Here is a 24,231-nt window from a genome sequence, read left to right on the forward strand (position 1 = left end):
GTTGGGTCGGTTTGGGCTTTTGTGGGAACCTGATTTCTTGTCGGTCTATTAGCACTGCCCCGCACAGGGGCAACGCTAATAAACCAAAAAGAAAACGGGATCCGGCGAAAAAAAAACATCAACATCAAGACCGCACAACAACACCAGCCCTAACCGCAGCCTGCGGCTTAACAGCCAAAGTAAGCCACACAGAAAGCAACAACGCCACGCTCATGAACACATAAGAGGCCGCCGGCGACCCCGTCGCACCATTCAGATAGCCAACGAAATACGACCCAACGAACGACCCCAACGCCCCCATGCTATTGATGAGCGCCATCGCCCCGCCGGCGACATTCTTCGGCAGCAACTCCGGCACGATCGCAAAGAACGGCCCATAAGGCGCATACATCGCAGCCCCCGCGATCACGAGCAGCGCATACGAAGCCCAGAAATTCGTCGAACCGAGCAAGTACGATCCCGCGAACGCCACCGCGCCGATCAAAAGGAACGGCCATACAAACGCCTTGCGCGCCTGCAGCTTGTCGGAAGCCCAGGAAGCCAGCAGCATCGCGATGGTCGCGGCAAGATACGGCACGGCGGAGAGCCAGCCCGTCTCGACCATGCCAAGCGTCGAACCGTTCTTCAGAATCGAGGGCAGCCACAGCACGAAACCATACACGCCGATGCTCCAGCAAAAATACTGCGCGCACAGCTTGATCACCGCCGGCGACTTGAACGCCTCGCGATAGTTCTTCACTGGCTTGATCGCGGCCTGTTCGGCGCGCAGCGTCGCATCGAGATCGTTCTTTTCCTGGTCCGTGAGCCAGTTCACCTGCGCCGGCTTGTCCTTCACGATGAACCACCAGATCACCGCCCACAGGATGGCAGGCGCGCCTTCGGCAATGAACATGTGCCGCCAGCCGAACGAATTCACGAGGTAGCCCGATACCACCGACATCCACAACACCGTCACCGGATTGCCGAGGATGAGAAACGTGTTCGCGCGCGAGCGCTCCGACTTCGTGAACCAGTTCGCGATGAAGACGAGCATCGCCGGCATCACCGCGGCCTCGACGACGCCGAGCGCGAAGCGGATCGCCATCAGCGACGGAATGTTGCTCACCATGCCCGTGAGCGTCGCGCACCCGCCCCACAGAACGAGGCTCCAGAACACGAGTTTCTTCACGCTGCGACGCTCGGCATAGATCGCGCCCGGAATCTGGAAGAAGAAGTAGCCGAGGAAGAACAACGCGCCGATCAGCGACGACAATCCCTTGCTGATGCCCAGGTCCTGATTGATGCCCGCAGCCGCGGCGAAGCCGTAGTTGGCGCGGTCGAGATACGCGAGGCTGTACGTGATGAAGACGATCGGCATGATCGCCCACCAGCGGCGCACAGCGAGTTTGGGAGTCGAGGATTGCATGGTTGTCTCCGAACGCAATTCGTTGGGTTTCCCGGCGGATGGCCTGGTCAGTCGTCAGGCCAGATCGAACGCGGCTTTGGCCGTCTTGTCGTTGGAATCCTGTGCTTCGAGCAGATCGAGCGCGGCGCGCGTCGGCAGTCCTTCGCTGTCGCCGATCACCTGAATCGCCAGTGCGCCGATGCGGTTGCCGCGCGCGATCGCGTGGCGCACGTCGCGGCCTTCGAGCAGTGCGCTCACGACGCCGACCGCGAAGCCATCGCCCGCGCCGACCGTATCGACGACCTTGTCGACCGGCAGGCCCGGCACGATGCCCTCTTCGCCCTCCGCCGTGCGGAAGTACGCACCGTGCGCGCCCAGCTTGACGACGACGCCCTTCGCGCCCCGGTCGAGATAGAACGCTGCGATGTCTTCGGGCTTCGCATGGCCCGTCAGCGTCAGGCCTTCGGACACGCCGGGCAGCACCCAGTCGGCCAGCGCGGCGAGCGCGTTGAGCGACTCGGCCATCGCCTCCCGCGACGGCCAGAGCGTCGGGCGCAGGTTCGGATCGAACGAAATCGTCTTGCCTGCCGCACGCATTTCCCGGGCCATATGGAACGCGAGTTCACGCGAGCTCGCCGATATCGCGGGCGCGACGCCCGTCAGATGCAGATGACGCGCACCGAGCACGTAGTCGGCGGCGTAATCGTCGAGCGACAGGTGGCTCGCGGCCGACCCCTTGCGAAAGTACTCGACAGCCGGATCGCTGCCGTCGTCGCACTTGCCCTTGAGCTGGAAGCCGGTCGGATAGCGCTCGTCGATCGTCACGCGGCTTGCGTCGATGCCTTCGGACGCGAGCACGTCGAGCACGTAGCGCCCGAATGAATCGTTGCCGACGCGGCTCATCCAGCCCACCTTGAACCCGAGCCGCGACAGGCCGATCGCGACGTTCAGGTCCGCGCCCGCGACGCGCTTCGTGAATTGACCGGCCTTCGCGAGATCGCCGGTGACGGCCGCGACGAACATCGTCATCGCTTCGCCGTAGGTGACGACGTCGAGAGCCTCAGGCTTGGCTTGCATGTCGAGTCCTTTACAGATGAATGCTGAATGCAAAATGCGTAATTCAGAATGCCGCGATTCGCGCGACCTGGCGCGCGGCTTCGGCGTCGAGCGAGACGTCCGCGCCGGCAATGAACGGATATTCGATGCCGCGCGGCACATCGCCCGGCAAGCGCGCGAGCAGCGTCGCGAAGCGCGCCTCGCCGTCCGCGGGCGCGGCCGCGAAACGGCGGGCGCCCTCGCCCATGACTGCTTTGCAGTGCACGTAGGCGACATGCGGTGCGAGCCGCGTGGCGGCGTCGAGAGGATCCTGTTCGGCCCAGTGCCAATTGCCGGTGTCGAAGGTCATTGAAAGGCCGCTTTGTCGCGGCAGCGCGACGAAGAGCGCGTCGAACGCGCCGATCGTCCCGCCCGCCTTCAGTTGTCCGTTCTCGACGACGACGCGCGCTTTCGACGCGGCGATGTCGGTCATGAGGCGGTCGAGCGTCGCCGGATCGGTCGCGACGCCGCGCTCCGTGCCGCCCAGTTGCAGCTTGACGATGCGCGCGTTCAGCGCCGACGCTTCGTCGATGGCGAGGCGGAGTGCTTCGCGGTCGAGCGAGCCGTCGTCATGGAAAAGCGTTGCGGGCGTCGAATAGACGATCCACAAACCCAACCCGCGAATACGTTCGCCCAGTTGCGCGAGCGCTTCCGGCTGCGCATCCGCGTCGCTCGCGAACAATTCTCGGCGCACTTCGAAGCCGTTCGCGCCCGCTCGCGCCGCGGCGCAAGCCCAGACGGCGTGACCGTCGCGCCGGATCGCATCGGCGCCGAACGCGCTCGCGACGATCACAACGTCAGTACTCGCCTCAACGTTCGGGAAATTCTCGTTCACGCGCTTCTCGGTATCGTTTCGGCGCCAAAATTAGCTTGGAACCGGTTCCATGATCGATTTTCAAAAAAGACGCCGCGGCGCCCTGTTGAGAACGAATGGTGCGTCAGACCGCCATCGAGGCGCCATAGTGGAATTCCCTAGCCGAGCAGACCCGGCTCGTCGCACAACTCCAGAAAACGCGCCGCGACGCGCGACGGCGTCGCCGCATGAGGCAGCAGAATGGAAAAGCGGCGCGTGAGCGGCTTCGGTGCGATGCGCACGCGCCGCAGCGCACTGTCTTCGTGACGGATCGACATCGCCGACACAAAACCGATGCCCATGCCCGCGCGCACCGCCTCTTTCACGCCCTCGACGCCGGCGATTTCCAGCGCGACGCGCATCGGCGCATCGCAGTCCGCGAACGCGCGCTCGATAACCTGCCTCACGCCCGAGCCTGGCTCGCGCAGCACGAGCGGGTGCTCGCCGAGTTCATCGAGCGTGACGGACTCGCGCCCGTCGGCAAGCGGATGGCCGTTGGGCAGAATCGCGACGATCTCGTCCTCGCGCCACGACGTGACCGTCGTGCCGAGCGGCAGATCGCTTCCGGGCGAGCCTTCGACCAGCGCGATATCGAGCGAACCGAGGGCTGCGACGATATCCGCCGTATTGCCGTCGATGGTCGTCACGACGACGTCCGGATAGCGCTTGTGAAACGCCGCGATCAGGTACGGCAGCAAATAGCTCGCGGGCGTCGTGCTCGCGCCGATGCGCAGCGTGCCGCGCTCCAGCCCGCGCAACGCGTCCCGCAGCGCGTGCGCCGCCCGGAACGTCTCGCGCAGGCGCTCCGCGTGGCCGAGCAACTGTTCACCGGCGGCGGTCAGGCGCACACCGCGACCGTCGCGCTGATACAGCGGCTCGCCGAACTCCTCCTGCAGAAGCCGCAGTTGGCCGGACACGGCCGGCTGCGACAGATGCAGCGCCACCGCCGCACGGCTGATATTGCCGTGCTCCGCGACCGTCGCGAAGGTTATCAGTTGTTCCGGGGTCATTTCTCATAAATATCAGTTTGTCCGATACTTCACATTCTAAATCACGATTTTTCATATTGATATATCGGGAATAGGATTAGCCCATCGATTCCACCAATTTCAAATGGGTTCATCCATGTCCACGGTTCAGTCCGCACACCATCTTGCGCCGCCCGCCTCCTCCACGCGCGGGCAACTCAACGGCATCCTGTTCGTCGCGTTGTTCGCCGCAGCCGTCACGCGCCTCGCCAGCATCCCCGCCATCGCCGGGCTCGGGATCAGTCCGTTGATCGTCGGCATCGTTGCGGGCGCGGTCTACGGCAACGCATTGCGTCACGGCATGCCCGATAGCTGGGCGGCGGGCGTCAACTTCTCCGCGCGCAAGCTGCTGCGGATCGCGGTCGCGTTTTTCGGGCTGCGCGTGAGTCTCCAGGAGATCGCGCAAGTCGGCGTGTCGGGCTTCACGGTGTCGGTGCTGGTCGTCGTGAGCACGCTCGTGATCGGGACGTGGGCCGGGATGAAGCTGATGAAGCTCGACCGCGACACGGCACTTCTCACGGCAGCCGGCAGCGCGATTTGCGGCGCAGCGGCTGTGCTCGCGTTCGAATCGACCTTGCAATCGAAGCCGCACAAGAGCGCAATGGCCGTCGGCAGTGTCGTGCTGTTCGGCACGCTCTCGATGTTCCTCTATCCGCTCGCGCTCAACGCCGGCTGGCTGCATCTCGACACGCTCGGCGCGGGCCTCTTCTTCGGCGGCACGATCCACGAAGTGGCGCAGGTCGTCGGCGCGGCGAGCAACGTGAGCCCGGAAGCGACGCACATCGCGACCATCGTGAAGATGACGCGCGTGATGCTGCTGGTTCCCGTGCTGCTCGTGATCGGCTTCTGGATCAGCCGCTCGCGTGCCGCATCGGCGGATGGTTCGGCGCAGGGCAAAAGCAAGATCGCGGTGCCCTGGTTCGCGCTCGGCTTTCTCGTGCTCGTCGTCGTGAATTCGCTGCACGTACTGCCCGATGCCGCGACGAGCACGATCAACACGCTCGACACCTTCGCCCTCACGATGGCCATGACCGCGCTCGGCATGGAGACGCGCATCGCGCAGATCCGCGAGGCGGGCCCGCGCGCCCTCGCCACCGGCGCGATCCTGTACGCGTGGCTCGTCGGCGGTGGCCTTGCGATCACGCTCGGGGTCGAACGTCTGTTCGGCTGAGGGATGCACGGAAGTACCCATCGCGCGAGTGTCGGCTCGCGCGATAACGCTTTAACGGAGCACTCATGGAACACGGCGCTCGCACCCAGAACGAGAAGCTCGATGTCAAGACCACGACGTGCTACATGTGCGCATGCCGCTGCGGCATCCGCGTGCATCTGCGCGACGGCGAAGTCCGGTACATCGACGGCAATCCGAACCATCCGCTCAATCAAGGCGTGATCTGCGCCAAGGGCGCGTCGGGCATCATGAAGCAGTACTCGCCCGCGCGTCTCACGCAGCCGCTGATGCGAAAACCGGACGCCCTGCGGGGCGAAGCGCAATTCGAGCCGGTTTCATGGGAAGTCGCGCTCGACATGCTCGAAACGCGTCTCGCGCATCTGCGCGCCACCGATCCGAAGAAGTTCGCGCTCTTCACGGGCCGCGACCAGATGCAGGCCCTGACCGGCCTCTTCGCCAAGAACTTCGGCACGCCGAACTACGCGGCGCACGGCGGCTTCTGCTCGGCCAACATGGCGGCCGGCATGATCTACACGATCGGCGGCTCGTTCTGGGAATTCGGCGGCCCCGACCTCGATCGCGCGAAGCTCTTCTTCATGATCGGCACCGCGGAAGATCATCATTCGAATCCGCTCAAGATCGCCATTTCGAAGTTCAAGCGCGCGGGCGGGCGCTTCATCGCGATCAATCCGGTTCGCACGGGCTATGCCGCCATCGCCGACGAATGGGTGCCGATCCGCCCCGGCACCGACGGCGCGCTCTTCATGGCGCTGATCCACGAACTGATCGCCGCCGACGCCTGGGATCACGAGTTCGTCACGCGCTACACGAACGCGGCGGAACTGCTCGACATGAACGAAGCGAGCGATACCTTCGGGCTTTTCGTGAAAGACGGCGAGACGCCCGAGCGCAACGCGCTCTTTCCGCAAAATCATCTGTGGTGGGACAAGAAGACGAATCGCGCGGTCGCGCATCATGCCGATGACGCCGAACCCGCGCTCGAGGGCCGCTACACGCTCGACGACGGCACGCCCGTCACGCCCTCCTTCGCGCTGCTGCGCGAGCAGGTGGCGTCGTGCACGCCCGAGTGGGCCGCCGCCATCACCGGCATTCCCGCCGCAACCATCAAACGTCTCGCCGCCGAAATGATCCAGACGGGCCGCGACCACAAGGTCACGCTGCCGATCGAATGGACCGACTGCTGGGGGAAAAAACACGACACCGTGACGGGCAATCCCGTCGCCTTTCACGCGATGCGCGGGCTCGCCGCCCATTCGAACGGCTTCCAGTCGATCCGTGCGCTCGCGGTGCTGATGTCGCTGCTCGGCACGATCGACCGTCCGGGCGGCTTCCGTCACAAGTCGCCTTTTCCGCGCGCGGTGCCGCCGTCCGCGAAACCGCCGAATCATCCCGATCAGGTCAAGCCGAACACGCCGCTTGCGAGCGGCCCGCTCGGATGGCCCGCCGCGCCCGAGGACCTCTTCATTCACGACGACGGCACGCCCGTGCGCATCGACCGTGCGTTCTCCTGGGAGTATCCGCTCGCGGTGCACGGCGTGATGCACAGCGTCATCACGAACGCGTGGCGCGGCGATCCCTACCCCATCGACACGTTGATGATATTCATGGCCAACATGGCGTGGAACTCGTCGATGAACACGATGGAAGTGCGCAAGATGCTCGCCGACAAGAACGACGACGGCGAATACAGGATTCCGTTCATCGTCGTGTGCGATGCGTTCCAGTCGGAGATGACCGCGTTCGCCGATCTCATCCTGCCCGACACGACCTACCTCGAACGCCACGACGCGATGTCGATGCTCGATCGCCCGATCTCCGAGTTCGACGGTCCCGTCGATTCGGTGCGCGTGCCGGTCGTGCCGCGCACGGGCGAATGCCGGCCGTTTCAGGAAGTGCTGGTCGAGCTCGGCGGCCGCCTCGGGCTGCCCGCGTTCACTACGCCGGAGGGCAAGCGCAAGTATCGCGACTATCCGGACTTCATTGTCAATCATCAGACGTCGCCGGGATCGGGCGTCGGCTTTCTGATGGGCTGGCGTGGCAAGGACGGCCGCGATGCGCTCGTCGGCGAACCGAATCCGAACCAGTGGGAAGAGTACGCGAGGCACGATTGCGTCTATCACTACACCTTGCCCGAGTCGCTGCAGTACATGCGCAATTGCAACGGGCCTTATCTGCAATTCGCCGTCGACAAGGGCTTTCGCAAATTCGGCGAGCCGATCCTGATCCAGCTCTACTCCGACGTGATGCAGAAGTTCCGCCTCGCCGCGCGAGGACGCACGAAAGGCAGGCAGCCGCCCGAGCATCTGCGCGCGCGCATCGAGCAGTATTTCGATCCGCTGCCGTTCTGGTACGCGCCGCTCGAACTCGACACGACCAATCTCGACCGATATCCGCTCGCGGCCGTCACGCAGCGCCCGATGGCGATGTATCACTCGTGGGATTCGCAAAACGCGTGGCTGCGGCAGATTCACGGCGAGAACCTGCTGTACATGAATCCGCGCATGGCGAAGGCGAACGGCATCGAGGACGGCGGCTGGATCTATGTCGAATCGCAATGGGGCAAGGTGCGCTGCATGGCGCGCTATAGCGAGGCGGTCGAACCGGGCACGGTGTGGACATGGAACGCGATCGGCAAGGCGTCGGGCGCGTGGAGCCTCGGCCCAGATGCCAACGAATCGCAGCGCGGCTTCCTGCTCAATCACCTCATCACCGACGAGCTTCCGGCGTCCGGGACCGAAGGCATGCGCTTCTCCAACTCGGACCCGATCACGGGACAGGCGGCATGGTACGACGTGCGCGTGCGCGTCTATCCCGCCGAAGCGGATGCCAGCCACACGCTGCCGCAATTCGCGCCGATGCGCCCCTCGCCCGGCATGCCGGGTCCGATCCAGCGCGTCGTGCAGACCTACTTCGCCGGGCGCGGCGAGTTCGCGGCGCGTTTGCGCAATGTCATCAAGCGAAACCCGGGTAACTGAAGGAGACCATCATGACCCAAATGGCCCTCGTGATCGACCTGAACGTGTGCGTCGGATGTCACGCGTGCGTGACGAGCTGCAAGGAGTGGAACACGTCCGGCGAAGCGGGCAGTCTCGCGGATCAGCGCCCCTATGACGCCGATCCGTCCGGCACTTTCTTCAACCGCGTGCAGACCTATGAAGCCGGTGAGTTTCCGCTCGCCGACACCATCCACTTTCCAAAGTCCTGCCTGCACTGCGAGGACCCGCCGTGCGTGCCTGTCTGTCCGACCGGCGCGAGCTACAAGCGCAAGGAAGACGGGCTCGTGCTCGTGGACTTCGACAAGTGCATCGGCTGCAAGTACTGCGCGTGGGCGTGTCCGTACGGCGCGCGCGAGCTCGACGAAGAGCGCAAGGAAATGACGAAGTGCACGCTGTGCGCCGATCGCATCTACAACGAGGCGCTGCCCGAGCGCGATCGCAAACCCGCATGCGTGCTCGCCTGTCCGACGTCGGCGCGGCTCTTCGGCGATATCCACGATCCGGAGTCGGTGGTCTCGAAGGCGATCGAGGAACGCGGCGGCTATCAGTTGATGCCGGAATGGGAGACCAAGCCCGCGAATCATTATTTGCCGCGGCGCCCGGTGAATGCGTGCGGCAGCGGCGGCTCGTGCGGTTGTCATTCCGGCGACGACGCCTCGCTCGAAGCGCACGGCGACCTGAATCTCGCGGCGATGGCCGCGCGCGTCTGACTTCATCGGAGCTCGAACATGAAACCCGCGTTTTCCGTCGTGTTTCTCACGACATTGAGCGGCGCCGCGCAAGGCTTGCTGATCGCGCTCGTCGGCGTCGAAATTTTCGCGAAGCTCGGTCTGACCGGGTTGCCTGCGCAGACGTTCTTCGTCATCGGCGCGGCGTTGTCGGTCGTGCTCGGCGGGCTCGGGCTGATCGCTTCGTTCTTTCATCTCGGGCATCCGGAGCGCGCCTGGCGTGCGATCGCGATGTGGCGCACGTCATGGCTCTCGCGCGAATGCCTCTGCCTGCCCGCGTTTCTCGCGTGCGACGCGTTGTACGGCATCGCGCATTGGCTGGGCACGCCGGGCGCGCTCGTCATCGGCGTGATCGGCGTGATTGCGTCGGCGGCGCTCTTCGTCTGCACCGCGATGATCTACGCGTGCCTGCGCTTCCTGCAGGAATGGGCTACGCCGCTCACGATGGTCAACTTCGTGCTGCTCGGCTGCGCGTCCGGCTTCACGCTTGCGACGGCCTGCGCCGCGTGGCTCGCGCCGTCGCTCGCGGCGGGGCTTGCGGCTTGCGCCTGCACCCTGACGCTCGCAGGCTGCGCGACGCGCGTCGCCGCGTTGAAGCGCAATGCCCGCTTGCGGCCGAAGTCGACCGTGCAAAGCGCGACGGGCATCAAAGGACCGAACGTCGTGCAGAAATCACGCGGCTTCACGGCGGGCGCGTTCAATCTGCGCGAGTTCTTTCATGGACGATCGGCGCAAGCGATCGCGCGCATCAAGTGGACGTTTCTCGTCGGCGCGTTCGGCGTGCCGTTCGTGCTGATGCTGCTCGGGATCAGCGCGCAGTCCGTGGCGCTGTTCTGCCTCGCGTCGGTCACGCAGTATCTGGGACTCGTCGCCGAGCGATGGTTCTTCTTTGCCGAAGCGCGGCATCCGCAGAACATCTACTACGCGCGCGCTTCGTGATTGGCGGGAAGACGCGTGCCGTACGGCACGCGTTCCTTGCTACACCGCGAGCTTGAGCGCCTGATCGAAATCGGCGATGAGATCGTCGGTATCTTCGATACCTGCGGACAAACGCAGCATGCCGTCCGAAATGCCCATCGACTTGCGCACTTCCGGGCCGGCTTCGAAGAAGATCGTCGGCGCGACCGGAATGATCAGCGTGCGCGTGTCGCCGAGGCCCGTCGCCTTGACCGGCAATTGCAGCGCGTTGACGACTTCGATCATGCGATCCGCGTGGCGCAATTCGAACGACAGCAGCCACGACGCGCCCTTGAACAGCGACTGCGCGATCTCGTATTGCGGATGACTCTTCAGCCCCGGATAGAACACCCGCCCGATAGCCTCGTGCTGCTCGAGAAATTGCGCGAGCGCGAGCGCGTTCTCGCTGCACTTCGCGACGCGCAGCGCGAGCGTTTCCGCGCCCATTGCGATCGAATGCGCCTGCTCCGACGACAGCGACCCGCCCATGTCGCGCAGCCCCTTTTTGCGAATCTGCAGGAGCCCTTGCTCCTTCGGCGGCGAGCGGCGGTAGTCATCGGCGATGTTCGGGTACGCGCTCCAGTCGAAGAGGCCCGTGTCCGTCACTGCGCCCCCGAGCGCCGCGCCATGTCCGGCAATGGTCTTCGTCAACGAATTGACGACGAGGCTCGCGCCGACCGCCTTCGGCCGGAACAGCGCGGGCGATGTGATCGTATTGTCGACGACATACGCGAGACCGCCATCGCGGCACAACGCGCCGATGCCGGCGAGGTCGGGAATCTGCGTGCCCGGATTCGCGATGGTCTCGACGAACACCATGCGCGTGTTCGGCCGGATCGCGTCCGCGACGTTCGCGGCCGATGCCGAATCGACCATCGTCACGTCGATACCGAGCGTTCTCAAAGTGCCGAAAAGGCTGTTGGTGTTGCCGAACACGTAGCGGCTCGACACGACATGATCGCCCGCGCGCAGCAAGGTGAGGAACACCGCCGTCAGCGCCGCCATGCCGGTGCTGAAGCAGATCGACCCGACGCCTTCTTCGAGGCTCGTGATCTTGCGCTCGAGCGCCGCGGTCGTCGGCGTGCCCTGACGCGCGTAATTGAAGCCGCCTTTTTTCGTGCCCTGAAAGACGCCGATCAGATCCTCCACGCGCTCGAATCCGTACTGGACCGATGTGTGGATCGGCTGCCGCACGCCGCCATGCTCGACGCCCACGCTTCTGTCGCCGTGAACGATGCCAGTGGTAAAGCCTTGCTTGTCCATCCCTTCTCCGCTGCGTCGAAAACACAAAACATCAATTTTGCACGATCTGGGCGGATTCATGGCGTCGCCGTCAAACAGGAACGCGTGTTGCTCGCCCGATTCTCCGTACGCGCGCTTCGTCGCACGTTGAAAACGCGCACACTCCACTGTCGCCGCAAACGCGGCACACCTTCCCGAGGAGCCTTTTCACATGACTTACGAACTCCATTACTGGAACGGATTGCAGGGCCGCGGCGAGTTCGTCCGGCTCGCGCTGGAAGATGCCGGCGCGCCATACATCGACGTCGCGCGTGAATCGGGTAAGCGCGGCTACGGCATGGACGCGATGATGAAAGTCCTGAACAGCAAGACAGAGCCGCACATCCCCTTCGCCCCGCCGTTCCTGAAAGACGGCGAGCTGATCGTGCCGCACGTCGCGAACATTCTGCTCTATCTCGGACCGAAGCTCGGACTCGCGCCGAAGGACGAAGGCCTGCGCTACGTCGCGCATGGCCTGCAACTGACGATCGCCGATTTCGTCACCGAAGTGCACGACACGCATCATCCGCTCGCGACCGATCTCTACTACGAGGATCAGATGGACGCGGCAAAGATCCGCACGCAGAATTTTCTCGACAAGCGCGTGCCGAAGTTCATGAAGTACTTCGAGCGCGTGCTGAAGCAGAACCCGCACGGCGACACGCAGATGATCGGCGATGCGGCGACTTACGTGGATCTGTCGGTCTTCCAGATCGTCGACGGCCTGCACTACGCTTTCCCGCGCGCAATGAAGAAGTTCGGCGCACAGTATCCGCGCGTCGCGGCGATTCACGACGCGGTCCTGCAAAGGCCGAACATCGCGGCTTACGTCGATTCCGAACGGCGTATCCCGTTCAACGAGTCGGGCATTTTCCGGCACTATCCCGAACTCGATCAGGACGCTTGAACCCCAACGCAACCCAGGAGCCAGCATGGTAGAAACGATTCCTTCCTTCGGTCTCGGCACGTTCCGCGTCGATGCCGCGAAAACCACGAACGCGGTCAAGAGCGCGCTCTCGATCGGTTACCGTCATATCGATACGGCGCAGTTCTACAACAACGAGGCTGCCGTCGGTCAGGGCGTGCGCGAATCGGGCGTGCCGCGCGACGACATCTGGGTCACGACGAAAGTCTGGTGGGAGCGGCTCTCGCGCGATGCGCTCATCGCGAGCCTGAAGGACAGTCACGCGAAGCTCGATATCGGCACGATCGATCTCGCGCTCGTGCACTGGCCGTCGCCCGACGGCGCGGTGCCGATCGCCGAAACGCTCGCCGCGATGCAGGAAGCACAGAAGCTCGGTCTGATCCGTCATTACGGCGTGTCGAATTTCACCGCGCCGCTGCTCGAAGAGGCGCTGCAGGCGCCGGGCGGCAAGGAGATCGTCACGAACCAGTTCGAGGTGAGCCCGTTTCTCGCGAACCGCAAGCTCGTCGACGCGACGCAGCAGCTCGGCGTCAAGGTGACCGCGTACATGCCGCTCGGCGAAGGCCGCGCGCATACGGACGCGACGCTCAAGGCGATCGCGCAAAAGCACAACGCGACGCCCGCGCAGGTGACCTTCGCGTGGCTCCTGTCGCGCGATATCGTGGTGCTGTCGGCATCGACGAATCGAGAGCATCAGCAGGCGAACTGGGACGCGCAGAAGCTGAAGCTCGACGCCGACGACATCGCAAGGATCGACGCGCTCGACGAAGGCAAGCGTCACGCGAATCCGCCGTTCGCGCCGAAGTGGTGACACGCACGCGTCCAACGCAGCCCGGCCGTGAACGCCGGGCTTTTTTGCGTCCGTCGCGGGCGTTTTCGAGCGCGTTCCGGCACGGCGCAATGCTATCCTTGCGAGTCGCTTATTCCGTTTGCTTCTAAGCTTTCCACGATTCAGCAAAAGTGCTCTCATTCCTGCTCAAGCTGCGGACTCGCGCGCAACGTCTCTTCCGTCTGTCGGACTCGCATACGATGCTCGTCTGGGCGGTCGTCGTCGGCGTGGCGGGCGCCTTCGCGACTTCCGTCTTTCGCGAAGGCATTCAGATCCTGCAACGTCTGCTGGGCAATCCTTCGGAAGGCCTCGTCGCGCTCGCGCATACCTTGCCCTGGCCCGTGCGGATCCTGCTGCCGGCCGTGGGCGGCCTCATCGCGGGTGCGTGTCTGCTGATCGCGCGCAAGCACGCGAGCAAGAACGCGAGCACGGACTACATGGAAGCCGTCACCATCGGCGATGGCGTCGTGCCCGTGTGGCAGAGTCTCTGGCGCAGCCTGTCCTCGCTCATCACGATTTCGAGCGGCGGTTCCATCGGCCGCGAAGGCTCGATGGTGCAGCTCGCCGCGCTCGCGTCGTCGCTCATCGGGCGCTGGGTCCACTTCGATCCGCCGCGCCTGCGCCTGCTCGTCGCCTGCGGCGCGGCCGCCGGTATCACGTCGGCGTATAACGCGCCCATCGCCGGCGCGTTCTTCGTCACGGAGCTCGTGCTCGGCTCAATGGCGATGGAGAGCTTCGGACCGATCGTCGTCTCGTCGGTCGTCGCCAATATCACGATGCGCGAGTTCGCCGGTTATCGCCCGCCATACGAGATGCCGGTGTTTCCGACCGTGACGGGTGTCGAAGTGCTGCTCTTCGTCGTGCTCGGGTTGTTGTCGGGCGTGCTCGCGCCACATTTTCTGCGCTTGCTCGCAGCATCGAGAAAGCGCTTTTCGACGCTGCCCTTGCCATTGCCGCTGCGCCTCGCGCTCGGCGGGCTGATCGTCGGCGTGATTTCGATCTGGTGGCCCGAGGTCTGGGGCAACGGTTATGAAGTCGTGAACTCGCTGCTGCACGAGCCGTGGACGTGGACCGCGCTGCTCACCGTGCTCGTCTTCAAGCTTATCGCGACGGCGGCCACCGCCGGCTCGGGCGCGGTCGGCGGCATCTTCACGCCGACGCTTTTCGTCGGCGCGGTGCTCGGCTGCCTGTACGGCATCGGCGTGCACACGATCTGGCCGGACTCGACGTCCGCGCCCTTCGCCTACGCGATGGTCGGCATGGGCGCGTTTCTCGCCGCCGCCACGCACGCGCCTCTCATGGCGATCCTGATGATCTTCGAGATGACGCTCTCGTATCAGGTCATGCTGCCGCTGATGGTCTCGTGCGTGATCGCCTACTTCATCGCGCGCACGTCCGAGCAGACGTCGATGTATGAAGTCACGCTGCGCCGCAATCGTGAAGAAAAAGAGCGCCTGCGCCTCGCCGCGACGCAGATGCGCGAGCTCGTCAAGCCTGCGGATACCGTCGTGCCGCTCACCGCGAACATCAAGGACATGACGCGCGTCTTCCTCGAATATCCGGTGAAGTATCTCTACGTGGTCGACGAAGCCGAGCGCTTTCGCGGCGTGGTCGCCCTGAAGGACATCACCTCCGATCTGCTCGACGAGCACGACACCAAAACCAAGACCGCCGCGGACTATCTCCAGCCGCAATTCGACGTCCTCACGCCCGACATGTCGCTCGGCGAGGCGCTCCAGCACTTCCTCGCATTCCAGGGCGAGCGGCTTCCGGTGATCGAGAAAAAGACGCAGCCGCTCCTGCTCGGCGTCGTGTACAAAACATCTCTTCTGGACGCATACTTCCGTTTGAACCCGACGTCGCGCTGAAACTGCGCAGCCATGCAATTTCGCGGCGCGCAATGACGCGTGCGCGCGTCTTTCGCGCGAGTCGGACCGACTTCAGAATTCACTCGAAATACGTCCGCGCGACGCCCACTCGTCGCGCCCGTGCGCGCATCGTCCGAACGGACCGCGCGCACGGCGGGCAGCGCATAGGCGCACCGGCATAGGCTTTGCTTGGTGCCTTACGCTGCTTACGTGAGGAGGGGTTGCCCTATGAAGACCTCAACGTTGTTGTCGATGGCCCTGGTTTCGGTCTCGTGCTATGCCGCGCCGCTGCACACGGGTTCGACGGACGAATCCACCGCCACCATTGCCGCGACGCGCGCCGCGCTGCGTGTGAACGCCGCGCCCGTTGCGCCGCCCGCGCCCGACGTCTCGGCGCAGGACCTCGATCACGCGCGCTGGCGTCACGTGCCGCTGCCCAAGTCCCGAGCGCCGAACCACGGCATGGCGAGCCAGCCCATTCAGGTGCAGACCTGACGCACCCTTCTCTCCACTGACTCGACTCTGGACCTCGGAATGACCGACACGCACGCAAACCACGCCTTGAACGACGAACCGATCGACGATGAAATCGCCCAGGTCCTGCGCCTCGTGAAGTATCCCGCCAACAAGGACGCGATCGTCGATGCAGCACGCGAAGCGGGCGTCTCCAATGACGTCATCACCGTGTTCGACGGGCTGCCCGAACAGGATTACCCGGACGCGAACGCCGTCGAGCAACTGCTCGGCAGCAACGGCGGACCGGGCATTTCCGTCTGATCGTCCCCGTTGCGAACGAAATGGGCGCCGTTGCTCGCACGGTTCCGGTCAGGTCATACAAAACGTTATTCATCAAAGACTTAACGACGATACGCGAGCCTTTTCAACACTGCTATCCACAGAAATTGTGGATAAGTCGGGCGTCGGATCGGCGAAGCTCGGGATGGCAAAAACGTGGCGCGATCCGCGTCGCGCCGGGATTACGCCGCGAAATCAAGAAACTAGACGAGTCGCCAAGCGGTTTTCCACAGCCCTTTCCCCTTGCGCTGGGGATAAGTTATGCAGAGGCCGGCACGTGTTGACGCGTCGTGAAGCGCACCTGACTTTTCCTTGGGCGCCAGTCATTTAGCAGACTTTTGGGCGCCTTTTCAACAGAGTGCTCCCCAGTTCGTGTGGACAACCCGCGACGTCATGCCCGCCGTCTGATCCCGGAATTTATGCGCTTTGGCTTTCTAATACGAAGTAACCGGGTGGCATAATCCCGCACTCCGGATTTGAACACGCCTTCCTCCATGCGCAGTCGCTTCCATCAACGAACGGGTTCAGTGCTGGCATTGCTCGCAATGCTGCTGATCACGTTCGCGCCGATGGTCTCGCAGCTGCTCGCGGCCGATGCGCGCGCCGGTGACCTGAGCGCCGAACTCTGCTCGGTGCATGGGTCGAAGGTCGAGCCAGCCGGCCATCACGCACCGGACACGCTCGCTCATCTCGACGATCAGGCCTGCGGCTACTGCCATTTCTTCGCGCATGCGCCCGCGATTTCGAGCGCACGCGCCTCGGCGACGCTCGATGTCCCGGCGCGCCGCACCGTCGTCGTCGCGCTCGTTAGCGTCGAGCGCCCCGCTCCTGCGTTCACCACAGCGCAATCACGCGCTCCACCGGTTCTCATCTGACTTCGTCCAAACGGATCGATGCCATCGCGGCGTCGAATGGCGTCGCGCGCCGGTAGCGTCGCGCCACGCGTTTTCATCACGAATTCGAAGAAGAACCATGCTCACTCTTTCAGCGAGCGGCGGCTTCGTGCCGTCCGTACATCTGCACACGCACACGCGCGGCGATTGCGCGTCCCGATCAATCGACATCGGGAGGACGCAACCATGAAGCGAGTCGTCCGGCAAAACGCCCTCGTCACGGGCATCAGCATCACCGCGCTGTTCGCCACGCGCGCCTTCGCTCAAGCCGCACAAACCACGGAAACCGGCGAGCCCGCGGCGCTCCCCGCCGTGATCGTAAAGGGACAGGCGCAACATTCGCTGACATCGCACAACGTCGCCGAGGAGAAGCGCGCGCTCGATCAGACGGTCGGCTCCGTCGGCTTCGTGGACAGCGCGGACTACCAGAACACCTACGCCTTCACGCTGCGCGACGTCCTCAAGAACGTGCCCGGCGTCTTCGTGCAGAACCGCTACGGACAGGAGCTGCGCGTGTCCATTCGCGGTTCGGGGCTTGCGCGCGGCTACCATACGCGCGGCCTCGAGATCCTGCAGGACGGCATTCCGACCAATCTCGCCGATGGCAGCGGCGACTATTACCAGATCGATCCGCTCGCGCTGCAGTCCGCCGATGTCTATAAAGGCGGCAACGGCCTGGCGTATGGATCGTCGATGATGGGCGGCGCGATCGATTTCGTGACCCCCAGCGCCTACACCGCCGATGCGCCCAACATCCTGCGGCTCGAAGGCGGCAGCTTCGGCACGGTGCGGGGCAGCGCGCAGTTTTCGCGCGTGATGGGGCCGCTGGATTTCATCGGCACGTTCTCCGTGAATCATGCAGACGGCTATCGCGATCACGAGCGCGGCCAGTACGAACAGTTCAACGCGAATATCGGCTATCGCTTCTCGCCGGATGTCGAGACGCGCTCCTATCTCGGCGCGTATGTCGTGGACCAGCAGCTTCCCGGCACGCTGTCGCTGAGCGACGCGCTGAACAACCCGACCAAGGCATCGCCGAGCGCACTTTCCGGCGATCAGGCGCGAGATACGCGCACCGAGCGCATCGCCAACAAGACGACGGTCAAGCTCGATGCCGGCCAGCTCGACTTCGTCACCTGGGCCATCCACAAGAGTCTGTATCACCCGATCTTCCAGGTCATCGATCAGGACGGCTGGACCTACGGCTTCGCGCCGCGCTATACCGCGACATTCAACGCCGGCGGGATGCGCAACGACGTCATCGCCGGCGCGCGCTTCTTCGGCGGCACTACGCAGGCGCGGCAGTACGTCAACGTGTCGGGCAACGAAGGCGCACAGACACTCGACTCGACGCAAAGCGCCTACAACTACGAGGCGTATGTCGAGGACCGCCTGTTCCTCCTGCCGACGGTCGCCCTGATGGCCGGTTTCAAGGCTTTGCGCGACGTGCGCAAGTACGTCGATCACGGCGGCCTCGCGGCCGACCCGAACTACAAGTCGGCGAGCGAGACGTTCAGCGGCGTGAATCCCAAGCTCGGCGTGATGTGGCAGCCGAATCGCGAGATCCAGGCGTATGTGGACATCACCCGCAGCCAGGACGTGCCCGATTTCACCGATCTCACGCAGACCTTCGCGAACACCACGCGCTTCACGCCGCTCACGTCGCAACACGCGTGGACGCTCGAACTCGGCACGCGCGGCACACGCGATCGCGTGAGCTGGGACCTCACCGCGTATCGCTCGCTCGTGCGCGACCAGTTGCTTCAATACACGACCAATCCCGACATACCTGCATCGACCTTCAATGCGAACAAGACGGTGCTGCAGGGCATCGAGGCGGGGGTATCGGTGGATGTGTGGCGTGACGTTACGCACCCGGGCGCCGGCGACAAGATCACGCTATCCGGCTTGTGGAATCTCAGCGACTTCCGCTTCAAGGACGATCCGCAGTACGGCAACAACCGCATCGCGGGCGTGCCGGTCAATGTGATTCGCGCGGTGCTCGGCTACTCGCGGCCCAACGGATTTCACGTGTCCGCATCGGTCGACTGGGTGCCGGCGGGCGCCTGGGCCGACGACGCCAACACGCTTCGCGTGCCGGGCTATACGCTCCTCGGCGTGCAGGCGGGAATGGATTTCCGCAACGGCCTGTCGGTCTTTCTCGATGCGCGCAATCTGACCAACAAGCGCTATGTGAGCGACATCAGCACTATCGCGAATGCGCAAACGGCGGCGTCGACGGCGATCTTTTATCCGGGCGAAGGCCGCAGTGTGTTCGCGGGCGTGCGGTACGCGTTCTAACCGCGCGGCAATCGACCGGCACGTGCGTCACCCGGTCAACTTCCCCGATACTGCGCCGCACTCGCCGGCGCAGGCGCGGCGGGCTTCTTCGCGCCCTTGTCCTTCGCCGCGCCGCTCGCCGCCGCATCCGAGGACATATAGGCCGGCGCCGCCTTCGCCTGCTGCTTCTGGCCGGCCGGCGGCGCGCTCGGCGGTCGTCCGATATCGGCGAGCATCTGCTGGCAAGGCAGCGGCTTGTTGTTGCTCGGCGCGATGAGCGGAATCAGGGCCGCGAACGGATTGATGAGGCCCAAGCCCACCGCGGCAGCACCGCGCAACGCCAGAACCGGACTCACGCCGACATGCGGATCCTTGAACGTGCCCTTCACGTAGAGGGGCGATCGCAACGAGAAAACGCGCAGGCCCTTCGTGTGCGGATGGACGCCGAGATCCATGTCCTCCGTCTTGAGATTGATGGTGCCGTCGACGTTGATGACCGCGTCGTCGGTATCGAGTGCGAAGACGCGCGAATCGAGCACGCCGTCGGTCACGACGAAATCCGCCGCCGCGCAGTTGATGTTCACATCGCGCTTGCCGAAGAGCTTTTCATACACGACGTTCGCCACGTTCAGCCCCGCCGCCTCCATGTACAGACGGCTGACGGTGCCCTGCGTGATAAGCGCCTTCACCTCGCCGTTCGATGTCGCCGCGAGCGCCGCGGGCGAATTGCCGGTGGCGGAGAGCGCTGCATCGCCGTTGATCTCCCCGAGCGCGGATTGCATCGTCTTCACCGTCGGGAAAAGCTGCTTGAGCTTAAGATGCCGTGCCTGCGCCGACACGCGGCCCTTGAGCGGCGCGGCGCTGCCGTCGAGATGAATGTTCGATGCGAGCGAGCCGCCCGCCACGCCGAACCTGAGCGGCTCGAACGAGAGCACGCCGTTCGTCATCAGAACGTGCGTGTACAGGTTGGTGATCGGCAGATCCGGATTTTTGATGATGCGCTCGCCGGTGAACTTCACGTCGGCGTCGATGGCCTTCCAGCGATCGGTCTTGAACTCTTCGGTCGGCAGGGCCTTCGACGTCGGCTGCTTTTCCGTATCGCCGCGCTTGGCTTTGCTCGCGTTGGAATCGGCGCCGATGATCGGCGCGAGATCCTTGAACTGCAACAGATGCGACACGAGCTCGCCCTGCAAGAGCGGCCGCGGCTTCTTCCCGGCATAGACGAGCGATCCGTTGATGTCGCTGCCGCCCACGCGCCCGGTGAAGTTCTCGTAATGAAACACGTTGCCGTCTTCACGGAACTGGCCGGTGAGCCGCCCTTCGGTGGCGAACGGCGGCGTCTCGGGCAGCGTCACGCCGGTGAACGGATAGAGATGCGCCATGCTCACGGCCTGTATCCACAGCCGCAGATCGAGCGCGGCGAGATGCGCGGGATCGGTCACGGTGCCGACAAAGGCAATATGCGTATCGCCCAGGCGCACGTCGGCCTGCACCGGGAACGGACGCGTCGCGTCCTGCACGGCGAGCACGCCGCCCAGCTTGCCGTCGCCGGACACCTTGCCGCCGTTGTACGTGCCCTTCACGTTCCAGCCGAACGCGTACGGCGGAACCGGCGGCTTCGGCCCTTCCTTGGTCGTGATGCTGGTATTCGCCGACGTGCTCGCCGGGTTCGGCGCGGACGCGTTCGCGACGGCAGCAGCCGATGCCGCCGACGCTTCGGACGCCGCCGCCGCATCGGCCTGCTTGTTGAGCTTCGTCGCGCCGCTCTTGCCGACCATTTCCGCCGACGACTTCGCGGACGCCGATTCCTGCTGCTTCATCGCCTCGCCGATCGGCACGGGCTGCCCGAGCGTATCGACGACGACCTGCATCTCGGCCTTGGTGACTTCATCGTGCACGTCGACGGTGCCCTTCGCGAGCGAGATATCGCCGAGCTTCAGCTTCCAGGTGGACGGCTCGGTCGACTGCTTGAACTTGAAAGTCCAGTTGTTGCGATTGTCCTTGAGCCGCTCGATATCGATCGACGGATTCACGAGATTGATCGTCGGCACCACGATGTCGTGTGCGAGCAGCGGCAGCACGGCCACCTGAAAGTCGATCTCGTCGAGCGTTGCGAAGAATTTCTGGCGCGTCCAGTCGGGATTGGCGATGGTGATTTTTTCAGCGGAGAACCGCGGCCACGGCACCCAGCGTTTCCAGCCCGTTTCGTTGGGCGGACGGCGCCAGCCCACTTTCAGATCGCCCGTGATTTCGAAGCGCCGGCCGATCGCCTCGGACACTTTGTCATCCACCCAAGGCCGCAGACGGTTCCAGTCGAACGTCAGGAAGATGACTACCAGTATCGCGATCAGAACCGCCAGAACGGCAAAAAACCATGCGACGATCCTTCCGATTTTTCCGGTCGTTCTGGCCTGCGGCATGACGGCTCCATCCGTTTTTTCTCATCATGAGTGCGGCAGCACATAGTGTGCCCGTGCGGGCGTAGCGGTTATGTAGTCGTTGATCAGTCGTTGATCAGCCGTTGAACGCCGAATGTCCGTAAGATGTCGGCTCCGAAGAACGAGACCCCCACATCAATCGATGCCCGACGCGACATCGCCGCTTTTTGCGCCTTCGCCTCCCGTGGAACTCGTCGCCGCGCACGGCGTCGTGCGTCGCGACGCCCTGCGCGGCGCGGTGCTGCTGCATCCCACGGACTTCGCGCTTTATTCGGGCCAGCGCGCGGCGATCACCGGGCCGTCGGGCTCCGGCAAGAGCGTCTTCCTGCGCACGCTCGCGCTGCTCGATGCGTGCGACGCCGGCCATGTCACATGGCTCGGCGAGCGCATCGCGCGCTCGCGCATTCCGGCTTATCGGCGGCGCGTCGCCTATATCGCGCAGCGTCCCGCGATGCTCGATGGCACCGTCGAGGACAATCTGCGCTATCCGTTTACGCTGAAAACCTATCGGGACGCGCATTTCGATCCCGACGCGGCGATGCGGCTGGCGCAGGCGGCCGGGCGCGGCGCAGACTTCCTCGACAAGCTCGCGGGCGATCTGTCGGGCGGCGAAGCGCAGATTGCGGCGCTCGTGCGCGTGCTGCAACTCGCGCCGGATGTGCTGCTCCTCGACGAGCCGACCGCATCGCTCGATCCGGCATCGGCGCGCTCGATCGAAGCGCTCGTCGGTGCCTGGTCCGACGCCGGCCCGCAGCGCGCGTGCATCTGGGTGTCGCACGACCCGGAACAGGCGCGGCGCGTCGCGACGCGTCATTTGACGATGAACGCGGGCGTGCTCGGAGGCGAGACGCGATGAGCGGCTACCAGAACCTCAGTCTTTTCGATATCGGCCTCGCGGCGGCGTTGATTGTCGTCAATGGCGCGCTGTCGGTCGCGCTCGATCTCGGGCTCGAGCGCAAGCTGCTCGTCGCGGCGGTCCGGACCGTCGTCCAGCTGCTGCTGATCGGATATGTGCTTGGCTGGGTGTTTGCGTTCGATCGCTGGTATGTGGTGCTGCCGCTGATGGCGTTGATGACGATCATCGCCGGCTTTGCCGCATCCGGCCGCGGGCGGCGGACATACGCGGGCCAGCGCGCGGACAGCATCGTGTCCATCTGGAGCAGTTCGTGGCTGATCGGCGCGTTCGGGCTCTTCATCGTGATTCGGATTCATCCGTGGTACGAGCCGCAATACGCCATCCCGATTCTCGGCATGATTCTCGGCAACACGCTGACAGGCGTGTCGCTCGGCATCGAGCGCATGACGGAGGAACTGACCGCCGGACGCGCGGCGGTCGAGATGTCGCTTGCGCTCGGCGCCTCGCGCTGGGAAGCGGCGCAGGGGCCCGCGCGCCAGGCCGTGCGCGCGGGCATGATTCCGACCCTGAACCAGATGGCCGTGGTCGGTCTCGTCAGCCTGCCGGGCATGATGACGGGCCAGGTGCTGGCCGGGCAGTCGCCGTTGCAGGCGGTGCGCTATCAGATCGTCATCATGTTTCTGATTGCGGCGGCGTCGGGGCTCGGCGTGGTCGGGGCCGTCGTGCTGACGTATCGGCGGCTCTTTTCGGCCGATCACCGGTTCATGGCGTCGAAGCTGGTGGAACGAAAACCCCGCAAGCGCCCCGCGTAGCTCACTCGCCGTTGTAAGCGCGCTCGAGCGCCGCGATATCGAGCTTGATCATCTCGCGCATCGCTTTCATGGTGCGATCGGCTTTCACCGGGTCCGGGTCCTGCAGCATCTTGAGCAGGCGCCTCGGCGCGACCTGCCACGTCACGCCGAAGCGATCCGTGAGCCAGCCGCAGGCCATCGACTGGCCGCCGTCCAACAGCTTGTCCCAGTAGTGGTCGATCTCTTCCTGCGTGTCGCATTTGATGAACATCGAGATGGCTGGCGTGAACTTGAATTCCGAGCCGCCGTTCAGCGCCAGGAACGCCTCGCCTTCCAGTTCGAACAGGACGGCGAGCACACTGCCCGCCGGTCCTGGACTCGACTCCGTATGACGCATGATCTCCGTGATGCGCGCATTCCTGAAGGTATCGACATAAAAGTTCACGGCCTCTTCGGCGTTGGCGCGTTCGAACCATAGACAGGGCGAAATCTTGTGCATGTGCGGATCTCCATTCGTGGAATCGTGCGTCACGCGCACGGTTGCTGTCCCATCGCCTGCTTCATTTCCTCCGGCGTGACGTCGCGCGTGTGCGTCGCGACCGACCATTGATGGCCGAACGGGTCTTCCACGCGCCCATAGCGATCGCCCCAGAACATGTCGGCGACGGGCATCGTCACTTTCGCGCCCGCGCTTTCGGCCTGCTTCACGGTGGCGTCGACGTCTTCGACATACAGGTGGATCGTGACCGGCGATCCCTTCAGCGCCTTCGGACCGACCGAGCCGTATTGCGGAAATTCATCGACTAGCATCAGCGTCGAATCGCCGATTCTGACCATCGCGTGCATGAGCTTGCCGTCCGGCGCGGGAATGCGGCCGAGCTCGACGGCGTCGAACGCGCGCTTGTAGAACTCGATCGCTTCGGCGGCGCCCGCGCAGACGAGGTGCGGGGTCAGCGAATGCATGCCTTCGGGGATGGGCTTGACAGCGGAAGTGGACATATCGGCTCCGTGTTGTGGATGAAGCGCGCCGGGTTTGGCGCGG

The 24,231-nt window shown here is 64.3% G+C and carries 21 protein-coding genes; 13 read left to right on the top strand and 8 right to left on the bottom strand.

The window, feature by feature from the left end; translation table 11 throughout:
• Nucleotides 1–124 precede the first annotated feature (124 nt).
• From NCR38_RS07125 to NCR38_RS07140, 4 genes are all read right to left on the bottom strand, one after another.
• Entirely contained in the window at nt 125–1,405 is a 1,281-nt protein-coding gene (locus tag NCR38_RS07125; RefSeq protein ID WP_061121509.1) for an MFS transporter, read from the bottom strand.
• A gap of 54 nt (nt 1,406–1,459) precedes the next feature.
• Entirely contained in the window at nt 1,460–2,461 is a 1,002-nt protein-coding gene (locus NCR38_RS07130) for a sugar kinase (RefSeq protein WP_250476681.1), read from the bottom strand.
• Nucleotides 2,462–2,504: 43 nt separating this feature from the next.
• A complete protein-coding gene (locus NCR38_RS07135; RefSeq protein ID WP_250476682.1) occupies nt 2,505–3,314 on the bottom strand; it encodes a TIM barrel protein in 810 nt (269 codons plus the stop codon).
• A 137-nt stretch (nt 3,315–3,451) separates the two neighbouring features.
• The gene (locus NCR38_RS07140; protein ID WP_250476683.1) at nt 3,452–4,342 is read right to left on the bottom strand and encodes a LysR family transcriptional regulator; all 891 of its coding nucleotides are present in this window, start codon (nt 4,340–4,342) and stop codon (nt 3,452–3,454) included.
• A 115-nt stretch (nt 4,343–4,457) separates the two neighbouring features.
• On the opposite strand from NCR38_RS07140, the gene NCR38_RS07145 reads away from it, so the two are divergent.
• The 4 genes from NCR38_RS07145 (at nt 4,458) to NCR38_RS07160 (ending at nt 10,215) form a co-directional block, all read left to right on the top strand.
• On the top strand, nt 4,458–5,531 hold the full coding sequence (locus tag NCR38_RS07145) for a YeiH family protein (RefSeq protein WP_250476684.1): 1,074 nt from the start codon (nt 4,458–4,460) through the stop codon (nt 5,529–5,531).
• A gap of 65 nt (nt 5,532–5,596) precedes the next feature.
• Nucleotides 5,597–8,527, top strand: coding sequence for a molybdopterin oxidoreductase family protein (locus NCR38_RS07150; RefSeq protein WP_250476685.1), 2,931 nt, complete (start codon nt 5,597–5,599; stop codon nt 8,525–8,527).
• An 11-nt stretch (nt 8,528–8,538) separates the two neighbouring features.
• On the top strand, nt 8,539–9,258 hold the full coding sequence (locus tag NCR38_RS07155) for a 4Fe-4S dicluster domain-containing protein (protein ID WP_250476686.1): 720 nt from the start codon (nt 8,539–8,541) through the stop codon (nt 9,256–9,258).
• Between the two features lie 18 nt (nt 9,259–9,276).
• Nucleotides 9,277–10,215 carry a DmsC/YnfH family molybdoenzyme membrane anchor subunit gene (locus tag NCR38_RS07160; protein ID WP_061121516.1) on the top strand — a complete coding sequence of 313 codons (939 nt, stop codon included), beginning with the start codon at nt 9,277–9,279 and terminating at the stop codon, nt 10,213–10,215.
• A 39-nt stretch (nt 10,216–10,254) separates the two neighbouring features.
• Here the strand turns inward: NCR38_RS07160 and NCR38_RS07165 are convergent, their stop codons facing one another.
• The gene (locus NCR38_RS07165) at nt 10,255–11,496 is read right to left on the bottom strand and encodes a cystathionine gamma-synthase family protein (protein WP_250476687.1); all 1,242 of its coding nucleotides are present in this window, start codon (nt 11,494–11,496) and stop codon (nt 10,255–10,257) included.
• Nucleotides 11,497–11,686: 190 nt separating this feature from the next.
• Between NCR38_RS07165 and NCR38_RS07170 the strand changes: the two genes are divergently transcribed.
• The 7 genes from NCR38_RS07170 (at nt 11,687) to NCR38_RS07200 (ending at nt 19,125) form a co-directional block, all read left to right on the top strand.
• Complete coding sequence (locus NCR38_RS07170; protein WP_250476688.1) at nt 11,687–12,421, top strand: glutathione S-transferase; 735 nt, start codon at nt 11,687–11,689, stop codon at nt 12,419–12,421.
• A gap of 25 nt (nt 12,422–12,446) precedes the next feature.
• Nucleotides 12,447–13,250, top strand: coding sequence for a 2,5-didehydrogluconate reductase DkgB (gene dkgB / locus NCR38_RS07175; protein ID WP_061121519.1), 804 nt, complete (start codon nt 12,447–12,449; stop codon nt 13,248–13,250).
• A 149-nt stretch (nt 13,251–13,399) separates the two neighbouring features.
• The gene (locus NCR38_RS07180; RefSeq protein WP_061121520.1) at nt 13,400–15,136 is read left to right on the top strand and encodes a ClcB-like voltage-gated chloride channel protein; all 1,737 of its coding nucleotides are present in this window, start codon (nt 13,400–13,402) and stop codon (nt 15,134–15,136) included.
• Nucleotides 15,137–15,364: 228 nt separating this feature from the next.
• Nucleotides 15,365–15,631, top strand: a complete 267-nt coding sequence (locus NCR38_RS07185) for a hypothetical protein (protein ID WP_061121521.1) — start codon at nt 15,365–15,367, stop codon at nt 15,629–15,631.
• Between the two features lie 39 nt (nt 15,632–15,670).
• The gene (locus NCR38_RS07190) at nt 15,671–15,913 is read left to right on the top strand and encodes a DUF2795 domain-containing protein (protein WP_061121522.1); all 243 of its coding nucleotides are present in this window, start codon (nt 15,671–15,673) and stop codon (nt 15,911–15,913) included.
• 545 nt (nt 15,914–16,458) lie between these two features.
• Nucleotides 16,459–16,806, top strand: a complete 348-nt coding sequence (locus tag NCR38_RS07195; protein WP_250476689.1) for a DUF2946 family protein — start codon at nt 16,459–16,461, stop codon at nt 16,804–16,806.
• A gap of 204 nt (nt 16,807–17,010) precedes the next feature.
• Complete coding sequence (locus NCR38_RS07200) at nt 17,011–19,125, top strand: TonB-dependent receptor (RefSeq protein WP_250476690.1); 2,115 nt, start codon at nt 17,011–17,013, stop codon at nt 19,123–19,125.
• 35 nt (nt 19,126–19,160) lie between these two features.
• On the opposite strand, the gene NCR38_RS07205 is transcribed toward NCR38_RS07200, so the two are convergent.
• Complete coding sequence (locus NCR38_RS07205; protein ID WP_250476691.1) at nt 19,161–21,524, bottom strand: AsmA family protein; 2,364 nt, start codon at nt 21,522–21,524, stop codon at nt 19,161–19,163.
• A 160-nt stretch (nt 21,525–21,684) separates the two neighbouring features.
• On the opposite strand from NCR38_RS07205, the gene NCR38_RS07210 reads away from it, so the two are divergent.
• On the top strand, nt 21,685–22,398 hold the full coding sequence (locus tag NCR38_RS07210; protein ID WP_061121526.1) for an ATP-binding cassette domain-containing protein: 714 nt from the start codon (nt 21,685–21,687) through the stop codon (nt 22,396–22,398).
• Nucleotides 22,395–23,210: an ABC transporter permease gene (locus NCR38_RS07215; RefSeq protein ID WP_061121527.1), complete on the top strand. Its 816-nt coding sequence runs from the start codon at nt 22,395–22,397 to the stop codon at nt 23,208–23,210. Before NCR38_RS07210 ends, NCR38_RS07215 begins: the two co-directional genes overlap by 4 nt.
• A gap of 1 nt (nt 23,211) precedes the next feature.
• On the opposite strand, the gene NCR38_RS07220 is transcribed toward NCR38_RS07215, so the two are convergent.
• Both NCR38_RS07220 and NCR38_RS07225 read right to left on the bottom strand, forming a co-directional pair.
• The gene (locus tag NCR38_RS07220; protein ID WP_061121528.1) at nt 23,212–23,688 is read right to left on the bottom strand and encodes a VOC family protein; all 477 of its coding nucleotides are present in this window, start codon (nt 23,686–23,688) and stop codon (nt 23,212–23,214) included.
• Between the two features lie 29 nt (nt 23,689–23,717).
• Nucleotides 23,718–24,188, bottom strand: a complete 471-nt coding sequence (locus NCR38_RS07225) for a VOC family protein (protein ID WP_061121529.1) — start codon at nt 24,186–24,188, stop codon at nt 23,718–23,720.
• Between the last annotated feature and the right edge of the window lie 43 nt (nt 24,189–24,231).

This window comes from Caballeronia sp. INML1 (assembly GCF_023631085.1).
Classification (GTDB): domain Bacteria; phylum Pseudomonadota; class Gammaproteobacteria; order Burkholderiales; family Burkholderiaceae; genus Caballeronia; species Caballeronia turbans.

Coding starts and splice junctions, on each gene's coding strand:
- NCR38_RS07165 (WP_250476687.1), bottom strand. CDS start 11,496: ATGGACAAGCAAGGCTTTACCACTGGCATCGTTCACGGCGACAGAAGC.
- NCR38_RS07130 (WP_250476681.1), bottom strand. CDS start 2,461: ATGCAAGCCAAGCCTGAGGCTCTCGACGTCGTCACCTACGGCGAAGCG.
- NCR38_RS07205 (WP_250476691.1), bottom strand. CDS start 21,524: ATGCCGCAGGCCAGAACGACCGGAAAAATCGGAAGGATCGTCGCATGG.
- NCR38_RS07190 (WP_061121522.1), top strand. CDS start 15,671: ATGACCGACACGCACGCAAACCACGCCTTGAACGACGAACCGATCGAC.
- NCR38_RS07150 (WP_250476685.1), top strand. CDS start 5,597: ATGGAACACGGCGCTCGCACCCAGAACGAGAAGCTCGATGTCAAGACC.
- NCR38_RS07220 (WP_061121528.1), bottom strand. CDS start 23,688: ATGCACAAGATTTCGCCCTGTCTATGGTTCGAACGCGCCAACGCCGAA.
- dkgB (WP_061121519.1), top strand. CDS start 12,447: ATGGTAGAAACGATTCCTTCCTTCGGTCTCGGCACGTTCCGCGTCGAT.
- NCR38_RS07140 (WP_250476683.1), bottom strand. CDS start 4,342: ATGACCCCGGAACAACTGATAACCTTCGCGACGGTCGCGGAGCACGGC.
- NCR38_RS07225 (WP_061121529.1), bottom strand. CDS start 24,188: ATGTCCACTTCCGCTGTCAAGCCCATCCCCGAAGGCATGCATTCGCTG.
- NCR38_RS07185 (WP_061121521.1), top strand. CDS start 15,365: ATGAAGACCTCAACGTTGTTGTCGATGGCCCTGGTTTCGGTCTCGTGC.
- NCR38_RS07125 (WP_061121509.1), bottom strand. CDS start 1,405: ATGCAATCCTCGACTCCCAAACTCGCTGTGCGCCGCTGGTGGGCGATC.
- NCR38_RS07215 (WP_061121527.1), top strand. CDS start 22,395: ATGAGCGGCTACCAGAACCTCAGTCTTTTCGATATCGGCCTCGCGGCG.
- NCR38_RS07170 (WP_250476688.1), top strand. CDS start 11,687: ATGACTTACGAACTCCATTACTGGAACGGATTGCAGGGCCGCGGCGAG.
- NCR38_RS07160 (WP_061121516.1), top strand. CDS start 9,277: ATGAAACCCGCGTTTTCCGTCGTGTTTCTCACGACATTGAGCGGCGCC.
- NCR38_RS07210 (WP_061121526.1), top strand. CDS start 21,685: ATGCCCGACGCGACATCGCCGCTTTTTGCGCCTTCGCCTCCCGTGGAA.
- NCR38_RS07155 (WP_250476686.1), top strand. CDS start 8,539: ATGACCCAAATGGCCCTCGTGATCGACCTGAACGTGTGCGTCGGATGT.
- NCR38_RS07200 (WP_250476690.1), top strand. CDS start 17,011: ATGAAGCGAGTCGTCCGGCAAAACGCCCTCGTCACGGGCATCAGCATC.
- NCR38_RS07145 (WP_250476684.1), top strand. CDS start 4,458: ATGTCCACGGTTCAGTCCGCACACCATCTTGCGCCGCCCGCCTCCTCC.